The organism is Pseudomonas sp. PS02303, assembly GCF_029959925.1.
GTDB classification, from domain to species: domain Bacteria; phylum Pseudomonadota; class Gammaproteobacteria; order Pseudomonadales; family Pseudomonadaceae; genus Aquipseudomonas; species Aquipseudomonas mandelii.
The window spans coordinates 1-12,575 of sequence record NZ_JASCOM010000174.1; the positions used below are offsets into that span (position 1 = coordinate 1).

The 12,575-nt window shown below is 61.6% G+C and carries 6 protein-coding genes; all 6 read right to left on the minus strand.

Translation table 11 applies throughout. From position 1 onward, the window contains the following. Positions 1 to 114 precede the first annotated feature (114 nt). Entirely contained in the window at positions 115 to 861 is a 747-nt protein-coding gene (locus tag QMX98_RS25720) for an SDR family oxidoreductase (protein WP_010459916.1), read from the minus strand. Positions 862 to 997: 136 nt separating this feature from the next. Further along, positions 998 to 3,097, minus strand: a complete 2,100-nt coding sequence (locus QMX98_RS25725) for an EAL domain-containing protein (protein WP_282411561.1) — start codon at positions 3,095 to 3,097, stop codon at positions 998 to 1,000. Between the two features lie 207 nt (positions 3,098 to 3,304). Continuing rightward, positions 3,305 to 4,786, minus strand: a complete 1,482-nt coding sequence (locus QMX98_RS25730; protein WP_282411562.1) for an efflux transporter outer membrane subunit — start codon at positions 4,784 to 4,786, stop codon at positions 3,305 to 3,307. Continuing rightward, entirely contained in the window at positions 4,783 to 7,890 is a 3,108-nt protein-coding gene (locus tag QMX98_RS25735; RefSeq protein ID WP_010459913.1) for an efflux RND transporter permease subunit, read from the minus strand. Before QMX98_RS25735 ends, QMX98_RS25730 begins: the two co-directional genes overlap by 4 nt. Further along, positions 7,887 to 10,991: an MdtB/MuxB family multidrug efflux RND transporter permease subunit gene (locus tag QMX98_RS25740; protein ID WP_282411563.1), complete on the minus strand. Its 3,105-nt coding sequence runs from the start codon at positions 10,989 to 10,991 to the stop codon at positions 7,887 to 7,889. The genes QMX98_RS25735 and QMX98_RS25740 overlap by 4 nt, the downstream gene beginning before the upstream one ends. Then, positions 10,988 to 12,304 (minus strand): MdtA/MuxA family multidrug efflux RND transporter periplasmic adaptor subunit, encoded by a 1,317-nt coding sequence (locus QMX98_RS25745; protein WP_282411564.1) that lies wholly within the window; start codon positions 12,302 to 12,304, stop codon positions 10,988 to 10,990. Before QMX98_RS25745 ends, QMX98_RS25740 begins: the two co-directional genes overlap by 4 nt. Positions 12,305 to 12,575: the final 271 nt, after the last annotated feature.

A 12,575-nucleotide genomic window follows, 5' to 3' on the forward strand; every position in this document is an offset into this window, starting at 1 on the left:
GGCTCGCCCCCACAGGAATTTAGTGTCGTTCACAAATACTGTGTTCACATCAATCCACTGTGGAAGCGAGCCTGCTCGCGAAGGGGCCGGGCCGGACAATACAAATCTTAAGGATTAACGCCCACCACCCAGGTCAACAAAAGTCCCGGTCGCATAAGAAGCCTTGTCCGACAGCAACCAGATAATCGCCTCGGCCACTTCGTCCGGCCGTCCACCGCGGGCCATCGGGATCGCCGATTCCAGCTTGCTGACCCGATCCGGATCACCGCTCAGCGCATGGAAGTCGGTGTAAATAAAGCCTGGCCGCACCGCGTTGACGCGAATGCCTTCGCCCGCCACTTCTTTGGACAGGCCGATGGTGAAGCTGTCCAGCGCGCCTTTTGACGCTGCGTAATCCACGTATTCGTTGGGTGAACCCAGACGCGAGGCTACAGAGGACACATTGACGATGCTGCCGCCCTGCCCGCCATGCTTGGGCGACATGCGCATGATCGCGTGCTTGGCGCAGAGGATCGGTGCCAGGACGTTGGTCTTGAGCGTTTTGAGAATGCGGAACTCAGACATTTCGTCGACGCGGGATTTTTGACCCACGGTGCCGGCGTTATTCACCAGCGCCGTGACGCGCCCCAGTTCGGTGTCCACGCGGTGGAACAGACTGATCACTTCGTCTTCGATGCTGACGTCGGCACGCACGAGAATGGCTTGAGCACCCAGTGCCCGAACTTGCTCCAGGACGCTTTGTGCAGCCGATTCGTCGGACTGATAGTTGATACAGACCCGATAACCAAGCCCTGCAGCCAACAGCGCGGTTGCCGCGCCGATACCACGGCCGCCGCCGGTGATGACAATGACTTTGTCCATGTTGACTTCCCCTTCACGCGTAAGCAATCGGGGGCAAGAATAACCTCCATTGCCGGCTTTTGCATGGACTCACATCAACTGAACTCGCCAACGCTGTGTGCATTGGGGTCTCTGTAGACGCCGTCGCCCCTCACGATCAGGCAGGCTCGACAGCGGCCACAGGCACCCATCGTTCACCACGGACGATGTCGGCCATGAAGCGATCCGCCGGTAGCGGGTGCCCGAGCAGGTAGCCCTGCAACGAATCGCAACCGAGTTTGGTCAGGAAGTCTTGCTGGACACCGGTCTCGACGCCTTCGGCGACAATGCGCAAACCCAGCGCCTGGCCGAGCGCGACGATGGCGGACACGATGGCGGCGTCGTCACTGTCGTGTTCCAGATCGCGGACAAAACCGCGGTCGATCTTCAGCTCATTGGCCGGCAGGCGCTTGAGGTACATCAAGCTCGAATAACCCGTGCCGAAGTCATCGATGGACAGATCGACGCCCATTTCCGAAAGTTCCTGAAGCACCGTCATGCTCGCATCGGCATCGCTCATGGCGGTGGTTTCGGTGATTTCAAGGGTCAGGCTATTGGCCGGCAACTGATGCCGGGCCAAGGCGTTGGAGACGCTCTTGACCAGGCCCGTATGGCAGAACTGCAACGCCGAGAGGTTCACCGCAATGCGCCAGTCGGTGTAGCCGAGCACGTACCACTCGCGCATCTGGCGGCAGGCTTCGTTCAGCACCCATTCACCAATGGGAATGATCAGCCCGGTCCTTTCCGCCAGCTCGATAAACTTGTCCGGCAGCAGCATGCCCTGGGTCGGATGCTCCCAACGCAGCAACGCCTCAGCACCCACCGGACGACCATTGCTGGCGTCGAACTTGGGTTGGTAATAGAGGCTGAACTGCTGCTGATCGAGGGCATTGCGCAAATCCTGGAGCAGTTGCAGCTGTTTGCGCGCGTTGCTGTTCATCGAGGCGTCGAAGAAGCTGTAGCCGTTTTTCCCGGCGCCCTTGGCGTGGTACATCGCAGCGTCGGCGTTCATCAGCAATTCCTGGGCGGTCTGGCCGTTGCCCGGGTACAGCGCGATGCCAAGGCTGGCGGAAATCTGCAGGTCTTGCTCGGCGACCCGGAACGAACTGCCGATCAGCCCGACCTGCCGCGCGGCGACGTTCAGCGCGTCATTTGGCTCGCTGAGGCATACCAGCAGGACGAATTCATCGCCGCCGATCCGCGCCAAGGTGTCCTGACTGCGCATGTCTTCGCGCAGACGTAAACCGACCTCGCGCAACAACTGATCGCCCATGTGGTGGCCGAAGGCATCGTTGACCGGTTTGAAGCCGTCGAGGTCGATAAACATCAGCGCAAAGCAACCGCCCTGCTCCTGAACCTTGGACATGGCCTGTTCGATACGGTCGGCCAGCAACATGCGATTGGGCAACCCGGTCAGGGTGTCGTGCAGGGCCAGTTGGGTCAGTTCGCGATTGGCTTGCGTCAACGAGCGCGCAAGATCCGCGGTACGGGCTTCCAGACGCGCATCGAGAACCGAGGTCAACAAGGCGATGCTCAACACCGCAAGCGTGGTGATCAGCACCAGGTTGTCGAGGCCTTTGCCGTTCAAGCCGCTGAGGGCGGCCCCACAGAAACTGCCGTCCGGGAAGCGTGCCGCGGCCATTCCGGTGTAATGCATGCCGACGATGGCCAGGCCCATGATCACCGCCGCACCGGCGCGAAACAGGCCCACATACGGCGTGTGCTGGCGCAGGCGGAAGGCGATCCATAACGCGGCGCCGGAAGCACCGACGGCGATTAGCAGCGATGCACCAAACAGCGTCGGGTCGTAATCGATGCCCGGCTGCATGCGCATGGCGGCCATGCCGGTGTAATGCATGGCGCTGATCCCGGCGCCCATGATCAGCGCGCCGAACGCCAGTTGCCAGGACGGCAACCGGGGCTGACTGACCAGCCACAGGGCAAAACCGCAGGACAGGATCGCGGTCAGCAGCGACAGGGACGTAAGGCTGAAGTCGTAACCCAGATCGATGGGCAAGGTGAACGCGAGCATGCCGATAAAGTGCATCGACCACACGCCCACGCCCATGGCAAAGGCGCCGCCCGCGGTCCAAAGGAACACGGCACGGCCCTTGGCGGTGGCAATGCGTTCGGTCAGGTCGAGCGCGGTATAGGAGGCGAGAATCGCTACACAGAGCGAAATGATAACCAGCGTGGGGGAATAGCTACCGATGAGCATGTGACTTCTCGCGATCGCCCCCCGTACTGCTTCCGTTCTCGGCAGGGCAAATCGGGCGATTGTACTGATTGCGCAAAAGAACGCACTGACAAAGTAATCAAATGGCCATCAACCCGATGAAACGCTTGTTTGATCGCCCCAAAGGCTCAAGTTGATCGTTCCCAGGCTCTGCGTGGGAACGATCAACAAAGGGGTTGGGTGTCAGGGCTATTTGTTTTCGCTGACTCGAAGCGCCCCGTCCCAACCACCGCCCAGCGCTGCAATCAACTGCACACTGGCGATCAAGCGGCTCTGTAACAGACTCAACACGTTACGTTCATTATTCAACGCCGTGGCCTGGATGACTACCACGTCCAGGTAGGCAATCAACCCGGCCTTGTATTGATTTCGCGTCAACCGCAGGGATTCACGCGCAGCATCCAGTGCTTCCTGACGCACGCCGGCTTCGTCTTCCAGCACCTTGAGCTGAACCAGATAGTTTTCCACCTCGCGGAAACCATCGAGCACGGTCTGGCGGTACTTGGCGACGGTTTCGTCGTAGGCCGCTTCACTGCGATCGACCTCGGCCGAACGCTGGCCGCCATCAAACAGGGTCATGGCCAGTTGCGGCCCTACCGACCAGAAGCGGTTCGGCACGCTGATCCAGTTGGCATAGGTGCTGCTGCTGTAACCGCCGTTCAGGCTCAGGGTCAGGTCCGGGTAGTAGGCGGCCTTGGCCACGCCGATGTTGGCGTTGGCCGCCATCACCGAACGCTCGGCGGAAGCGATGTCCGGGCGACGTTCGAGCAGCTGCGACGGCAGGCCCAGCGGCACTTCAGGCAATGCCGGGATGGTCTTGGTTTCGGCCAGGTTGAACTCGGCGGGTGGTAGCCCGATCAGCACGGCGATGGCGTTCTCGAACTGGGCACGCTGCCAGATCAGGTCGACCATGTCCGCCTCGGTGCTTTTAAGCTGGGTCTGCGCCTGGGCCACCGCGTCCTTGCCGGAGACACCGGCGCGGTACTGGTTTTCGGTCATCTTCAGCGAGCGCTGATAGGCCTCGACGGTCGCTTCCAACAGGCGTTTCTGTTCGTCGATCACCCGCAATTGCAGGTAGTTCTGCACCAGCTCCGATTGCTGGCTCAGGCGCATCGCCGCCAGGTCGGCGAAGCTGGCTTCGGCGTTGGCAGTGTCGGCTTCCAGGCCCCGACGCAATTTGCCCCAGATATCCGCCTCCCAACTGACCCCGGCCTGCGCGGTGTAGGTGTCGCGAATCCCGCTGGAGGAACTGGTCAGGCTCGAACTGCTGCTGCCGGTGCCCTGGCTGGAACGATTTTTCCCGACTGTAAGGTCCACCGTCGGAAAAAACGCGCCCCGGGCACTGCGCACCAAGGCTTGGGCCTGACGGTACTGGGCTTCAGACTGGGCGACAGTCTGGTTGGAGCGGTTGAGTTTTTCGATCAGGCCGTTGAGCTGCTGATCGCCATACAACTCCCACCAGGCACCACGGGCCAGTGAATCACTCGGGCTGGCCTGACGCCAGCCGGCGGCTTCCTTGTATTGCACCGGCGCGGCGGCTGGCGGGCGCTGGTAGTCCGGGCCGACAGCGCAAGCGCTGAGCATCGCCACGCACAGCGCCAGGCTCAACAAACGCGAGCCCCGGGCGGCTGCCAGTGGCGTGGCCAGATTGATAAGCGAACGGTCAGTCATAGCGGAGTTTCCAGAGCAGCATCGGTACGCACGCCACGCCATTTGTTGAAGCGATGGCGCAGTTTGTCGAGATATAGGTAAACCACCGGGGTGGTGTAAAGGGTCAGCACCTGGCTGAAAATCAGCCCGCCGATGATGGTCAGGCCCAGCGGCTGACGCATTTCCGCGCCTTCGGCACGGCCCAACAGCAACGGCAACGCGCCGAGGATCGCCGCCAGGGTGGTCATCAGAATCGGCCGCAGACGTTGCAGACAGGCACTGCGAATCGACTCCAGCGGTGCCAGGCCCTGCTGGCGCTCCAGTTGCAGCGCGAGGTCGATCATCAGGATGGCGTTTTTCTTGACCACACCGATCAGCAGGAACAGCCCGAGCAACGAAATCAGGCTGAACTCGCCGCCCAGCGCGTAGATCGACAGCAACGCGCCAACCCCGGCCGACGGCAATGTCGACAAAATGGTCAGCGGATGAATGTAGCTTTCGTACAGCACGCCCAGCACCAGATAGACCGCCACCAGCGCGCCGAGGATCATCCACGGCTGGCTCTTCTGGGTGGCGGCGAAAGCATCGGCGGTGCCGGCCATTTTCGCAATGACATCTTCCGGCAGGCCCACCTTGGCAACTGCGCGCTCGATGGCGGCGCTGCCCTGCTCCACCGTGACGCCTTCCGCCATGTCGAAGGCAATGCTTTCGGAGGCGAACTGGCCTTCATGGCTGACCCGGTCATCTTCCAGACTGTTTTCATAGTGCGCGATGGTCGACAGCGGAATTCTCGCGCCGTCAGCGGTGATCACTTGCACCTGCTTGAGCGTGATCGGGTCCTGGGCGTATTTCGGATTGACCTCCATCACCACCTGGTATTGGTTGAGGCTGTCGTAAATCGTCGAGATCTGCCGCTGGCTGTAGGCGTTGTTCAACACCGAGGTGACCATGTCCATGTCGACCCCCAAGCGTTTCGCCTGATCGCGGTCGACGATCAGCGTCACTTGCTGGGCGCCCCGACCTTCACGGGCATCGATCGCCGTCAGCTCTGGCAACGCTTTCAATGCGGCGACGACTTTCGGGTACCACTGGCGCAATGCGCCCAGATCACCGCTTTGCAAAATGTAGGAATACTGCGCCGTGGTCTGTTCACGCCCCCCGCCGAACTGCAAGTCCTGGTCCGCCATCAGCATCAACTGCGCACCAGGGACCTTGGGCATTTCCTTGCGCAGGCGCTCGATGACTTTCTGCGCGGAAATGTTGCGTTCCTTGATCGGCTTCAAGCGCACCAGCATGAAGGCGTTGTTGGTGCCGTTGGTGCCGCCGATGAACCCGGCGACGCTTTGCACCGCATCGTCCTTGAGCACGGCACGGCGGAAGGTTTCCATTTTCGGCTGCATGACGCTGAACGACAGACCGTCGTCGCCGCGCACAAAACCGATGAGTTGGCCGGTGTCTTGTTGCGGCATAAACGTTTTAGGAACAACGACATACAACGCAATGTTAACGCCGACTGTCACGATCAGACTGAGCAAGGTCAGCCGGCGGTGACGCAGCACCCAGTCGAGGCTGGTGGCGTATTTGCCGACCATCCACTCGTTGGCCCGCTGGCTCCAGCGCTGCAAACGGTTTTCCTGCCCCGGCGTGTGCGGCTTGAGCCAACGGGCGCAGAGCATCGGCGTCAGCGTCAGCGAGACCACCAGCGAGACCACGATGGACGCTGCCAAGGTGATGGAAAACTCGCGGAACAGGCTTTCGACAATCCCGCCCATGAACAGGATCGACAGGAACACCGCCACCAGCGAGACGTTCATCGACAGTAACGTGAAGCCGACTTCCTCAGCCCCCAGGTAGGCGGCCTTCATCGGCGGCACGCCTTCATCGATGTGCCGGGAAATGTTCTCCAACACCACGATGGCGTCGTCCACCACCAGCCCGGTGGCCAGGATCAGCGCCATCAGCGACAGGTTGTTCAGGGAGAACCCGTACAGGTACATCACCGCAAACGTGCCGACCAGCGACACCGGCACCGCCAGGGTCGGAATCAGCGAGGCGCGGAAGTTACCGAGGAACAGGAACACCACCAGAATCACCAGCGCCACGGCGATCAGCAGGGTCATTTCCGCTTCGTGCAACGTCGCCTTGATCACCGGCGAACGGTCCATCGCCAGGTTCAGCTTGACGCTGGCCGGCAGCACCGCCTGCAACGCCGGCAGCTGAGCCTTGATTTCGTTGACCGTCTCGATGATGTTCGCACCAGCCTGGCGGTTGATCACCAGCAGCACCGCCGCGTCATTGTTGAAGAAGCCGCTGTTGTAACGGTCCTCGACGCCATCGCTGACCTTGGCCACGTCTTTCAGGCGCAATGCCGCGCCGTCGGCGTAGTGGATGATCAGCGATTCGTAATCCTTGGCCTTTTCCAGTTGATCGTTGGCCTGCACCTGCCACAGCCGCTGGCCGTCTTCGACCGAGCCCTTGGGCCGGCGCACGTTGGCATTGGCGATGGTGTTGCGCACATCGTCCAGGGCCACGCCGTACTGGTTGAGCGCCTGGGGTTCGAGTTCGATGCGCACCGCCGGCAGGGAGCTGCCGCCGATCTGCACCTCACCGACGCCCTGCACCTGGGACAGGCTCTGGGACAGGATCGTCGAGGCCAAATCATAGAGCTGGCCTTTTTCCAGCACGTCGGAGGTCAGCGACAGCACCATGATCGGCGCCTGGGACGGGTTGACCTTCTTGTAGGTCGGCATGCTGCGCATCCCGCTCGGCAGCAGGTTGCGCGAGGCGTTGATCGCCGCCTGCACTTCCCGGGCCGCACCGTTGATGTCGCGGTCGAGGTCGAACTGCAAAATCACCCGGGTCGAGCCCTGGCTGGAGCGGCTGCTCATGGTGTTGACGCCGGCGATGGCGCCGAAGGAGCGTTCCAGCGGCGTGGCCACGGTCGAAGCCATAACCTCAGGGCTGGCACCGGGCAAGCTGGCCTGGACCACGATCACCGGGAAATCCATCTGCGGCAACGGCGACACCGGCAACAGGCCGAAGCTCACGCCGCCCAGCAGCATGATCGCCAGGCTCAGCAGCATGGTCGCGACCGGCCGCTTGATGAAAGGTCCGGACAGGTTCATGGCTGCTCTACCGCTTCCGCGGCTTCAGACTTGCGACCCCAGCGCCGACCGAGACGGTCGAAATACAGGTAGATCACCGGCGTGGTGAACAACGTCAGCACCTGACTCAGCAGCAAACCGCCGACCATCACCAGGCCCAACGGCTGGCGCAATTCAGCGCCGGAACCGGTGGCCAGCATCAACGGCACCGCACCAAACAATGCCGCCAGGGTGGTCATCAGGATGGGCCTGAAACGCAGCAGCGCCGCTTGATAAATCGCGGTTTCCGGGTCCATGCCCTGATTGCGCTCGGCGTCGAGGGCGAAGTCGATCATCATGATCGCGTTCTTTTTCACGATGCCGATCAGCAGAATGATGCCGATGATCGCGATCATGCCCAGGTCATTGCCGCTCAACAACAAGGCCAGCAAGGCGCCGACCGCCGCCGAGGGCAAGGTCGAGAGAATGGTGATCGGGTGGATGTAGCTCTCGTAGAGCACGCCGAGCACGATGTACATGGTCACCACCGCCGCCAGAATCAGCAGCAAGGTGCTCGACAACGATGCCTGGAATGCCTCGGCGGCGCCCTGGAACTGGGTCTGCACGCCAATCGGCATGCCGATGTCTTTCTGCACTTGTTCGATGATTTCCACCGCGTGCCCCAGCGCCACGCCGGGTGCGAGGTTAAAGGACATCATCACGGCCGGGAATTGGCCGATGTGAGTGATCGCCAGTTGCGCCTGACGCTCCTCGATGCGCGCCAGGCTGGACAGGCGTACTTGCCCGCCGTCGGTGGTCTTGACGTGAATCTGGTTCAGCGCATCCGGGCCGATCTTCTCGCCGGACTGCGATTGCAGCACCACGCGGTACTGACTGGCCTGGGTGTAAATGGTGGAAATCTGCCGCTGGCCGAAAGCGTCGTACAGCGCATCGGTGATGTTCGACACCGATACGCCGACCCGCGACGCTGCATCGCGGTCAATCACCAGATAGACCTGCAAGCCCTTGTCCTGCAAGTCGCTGGCGACGTCGGTCAACTCCGGCCGTTGCGTCAGTGCGTCCACCAGGCGACCGCTCCACAGGCTGAGCAACTCGGAATCTGGCGAAGACATGCTGAACTGGTATTGCGTGCGGCTGACACGGTCTTCAATGGTCAAGTCCTGCACCGGCTGCATGAACAGGCGAATGCCGACCAGCTTGTCCAGTTCCGGTTGCAGACGGGCGATCACTTCGGTGGCGCTCAGGTCGCGGTTGCTGTGGGACTTGAGGTTGATCAGCAGGCGACCGCTGTTGAGCGTCGAGTTGTCGCCGTCGACACCGATGTAGGACGACAGGCTCTCCACCGCCGGATCGGCCAGGATCACCTTGGCCAGTTGCTGCTGCCGCTCGCTCATCGCGGCAAAGGAAATCGACTGCGGCGCCTCGGAAATGCCCTGGATAACGCCCGTGTCCTGCACCGGAAAAAAGCCCTTGGGCACGATCAAATACAGGAACACGGTCAGCGCCAGGGTGCCGATGGCTACCATCAGCGTCAGCGGTTGATGCTTGAGAACCCACTTTAACTTGCGGCCGTAAGCCGCGATCATCCAATCAATTGTCGCGCCGCTGGCCCGGTAGAAACGGCCCTGTTCTTCTTCCTTGGGTTCACGTTTCAACAACCGTGCGCACATCATCGGCGTCAGGGTCAGTGACACGACCAGGGAAATCAGGATCGCCACCGCCAGGGTGATGGCGAATTCGCGGAACAAGCGCCCCACCACGTCCGCCATGAACAACAGCGGGATCAGTACCGCGATCAACGACAGGGTCAGGGAAATCAGGGTAAAGCCGATCTGCTTGGCGCCCTTCAGCGCCGCATTAAGGGGACTGTCCCCTTCTTCGATAAACCGGGAAATGTTCTCCAGCATCACGATCGCATCGTCCACCACGAAACCGGTGGCGATGGTCAGGGCCATCAAGGTCAGGTTGTTGACCGAGAAGCCGGCGAGGTACATCACGCCGAATGTGCCGATCAACGACAGTGGCACGGCCACCGACGGAATGATCGTGGCGCTGAAGCGACGCAGGAACAGAAACGTGACCATGACCACCAGCGCGATGGCGATCAGCAATTCGTGCTGCACGTCGGTGACGGAGGCGCGGATGGTCTGGGTGCGGTCGGTGAGGACCGTGACGTCAAGGCCGGCCGGCAGGTTTTCGGTGATGCTCGGCAGCAAGGCCTTGATACGGTCGACCACCTCGATAACGTTCGCGCCGGGCTGACGCTGAATGTTCAGCAACACCGCCTGGTTTTCATTGGCCCACGCCGCCAGGCGTTCGTTCTCGGCGCCGTCGACAATCTCGGCCACGTCCTTGAGGCGCAGCGGCGCGCCGTTGGCGTAGGCCAAAATCAGGTTGGCATAGTCCTTCGGCGAGGTCAGCTGGTCGTTGGCATCGAGCATCGAGACCCGGGTCGGGCCGTCGAAGTTGCCCTTGGGCTGGTTGACGTTGGACGCGCCGATCAGGGTGCGCACATCCGACAGGTTCAAGCCATTGGCCGCCAACGCCTCCGGGTTGACCTTGATCCGCACCGCCTGGCGCTGGCCGCCGGCAATGCTGACCATGCCGACGCCGCTGATCTGGGCGATTTTCTGCGCCATGCGCGTATCGACCAAGTCGTTAAGCTTGGGCAACAGCATGGTTTTGGAGGTGATGGCCAGGGTCAGCACCGGGGTGTCCGCCGGGTTGACCTTGTTGTACACCGGCGGTGCCGGCAGGTCCTTGGGCAGCAGATTGGTCGCAGCGTTGATCGCGGCCTGCACCTGCTGTTCGGCGACGTCCATGTTGATGTCGAGGCTGAAACGCAGGGTCAGCACCGACGCGCCACCGGAACTGGTCGACGCCATCTGAGTCAGGCCGGGCATCTGCCCGAACTGACGCTCCAGCGGCGCGGTCACGGCGCTGGTCATGACATCCGGGCTGGCGCCGGGATACAGCGTCATGACGCGGATGGTCGGGTAATCCACCTGAGGCAATGCCGACACCGGCATTAGCCGATAAGCAATCACGCCGGCCAGGATAATGGCCAGCATGCTCAGCGTGGTGGCGACCGGGCGAAGGATGAACAGCCGCGAGATGTTCATGCGCCGCCCTTTTTCGCCTTGTCGGTGGTCGCCGGCTCAGCCGAGCTGGCTGCCGACTTGCCTTGCAGGTGCCCGGTCGGGGTGGTCGGCACGTCCTTGGTGTCGTTGACCACCTCCACTTCGCTGCCTTCCTTCAGGCGGTCAGTGCCTTCGAGGACCACACGGTCCCCAGGCGCCAGGCCTTCGGTAATCACAGTGTTTTCACCGTCACTGGCACCGACTTTCAACTGGCGGATCGCGACTTTCTTGTCACCGTCCAAGGCGTAGACGAAGGTGCCGTTAGTGCCGAACTGAATCGCCGCCGATGGCGCGAGCACCACGTCTTTCAAGGTGTCGGCCAGCAGGTGGACGTTGACGAACTGATTGGGGAACAGCGCCTGATCACGGTTATCGTAGCGTGCCTTGAGTTTCAGGGTGCCGGTGGTCACGTCGATCTGGTTGTCCAGGCTCTGCAACACACCGGTGGCCTGCAACTTGGTGTCACCACGGTCCCAGGCTTCGGCCGGCAATTTGGCGCCGGTGCGGTAGCGTGCCAGGACGATGTCGAGGCTGTTTTCCGGCAAGGTGAAGGCGACGCTGATCGGCTGGGTCTGGGTGATGATCGCCAGCGCCGTGGTGTCGTTGGCCGCCACCAGGTTGCCGACGTCCAGCTGCCGCAGACCCACGCGCCCGGTTATCGGGGCGCGGATCCTGGTGAATTCGAGATTGAGCTTGGCGTCGTTGACCGCCGCCTGATTGGTCTTGACCGTGCCCTGGTACTGGGCGACCAGTGCTTCGGCGGTGTCCAGGGTTTGCTTGGCGATGCTGTCTTCCTTGAACAGGCCGCGATAACGCTCGACGTCGACCTGCGCGTTTTTCAGTTGTGCCTGGTTCTGCAGCAGCGTGCCTTCGGCCTGGAGCAAGGCGTTCTGGTAAGGGCGCGGATCGATTTCAGCCAGCAGGTCGCCGGCCTTGACCATCTGCCCTTCTTCGAAGGAAATCTTCATCAGTTCGCCGCCAACACGACTGCGCACATTGATGGTGTTCAACGCGGTGACGGTGCCCAGCGCCTTGTAGTACAGCGGAAAATCACCCTTGACCGCCGGCGCCACGCGCACCGGGATCGGTCCGGTCGCCCCGCCGAAGCCAGGACGCATCCCCCCCGACTTGCCGGTGTGGCCGGCCACGGCTTTCGGCGCAGCACCGTCCTTATTGGCAGTGCCGGCGGGCCAGAATTTCCAGCACAGGCCAGCGATGACCAACAGGACAAGCAGGCCGAGCAGCCAGCGACGAGGATTACGGGAAGCGGAGGATTGCATGGAATGATCAACCATTGGGCGCGTGAGCTTCTTTCTACAGGAGGCTGAACGATAAGCACTGGTGGGTATTAAGCAAAGCGCCTTTACCGGCAATTTACCTTCGGCTTACGTAACAGGAGATTTATCTAAGACACTGAAGCACAAATGAAAACGGCCTGGACAGAGGGGGCGTTCTCAGCTGATTACCCCGCCGCGCCGGGTCTGCTGTTGTGCAGGCCAAGGCGCGAGAAGCGTGGTTTGGTCATTCCAAATAAGCTTCGAGCAACGCAGCCCTGCACAACAGCAG

Bases quoted from the DNA above. Each gene is read 5' to 3' on its own strand.
- QMX98_RS25720 (WP_010459916.1), bottom strand. From the start codon at position 861: ATGGACAAAGTCATTGTCATCACCGGCGGCGGCCGTGGTATCGGCGCG.
- QMX98_RS25725 (WP_282411561.1), bottom strand. From the start codon at position 3,097: ATGCTCATCGGTAGCTATTCCCCCACGCTGGTTATCATTTCGCTCTGT.
- QMX98_RS25730 (WP_282411562.1), bottom strand. From the start codon at position 4,786: ATGACTGACCGTTCGCTTATCAATCTGGCCACGCCACTGGCAGCCGCC.
- QMX98_RS25735 (WP_010459913.1), bottom strand. From the start codon at position 7,890: ATGAACCTGTCCGGACCTTTCATCAAGCGGCCGGTCGCGACCATGCTG.
- QMX98_RS25740 (WP_282411563.1), bottom strand. From the start codon at position 10,991: ATGAACATCTCGCGGCTGTTCATCCTTCGCCCGGTCGCCACCACGCTG.
- QMX98_RS25745 (WP_282411564.1), bottom strand. From the start codon at position 12,304: ATGGTTGATCATTCCATGCAATCCTCCGCTTCCCGTAATCCTCGTCGC.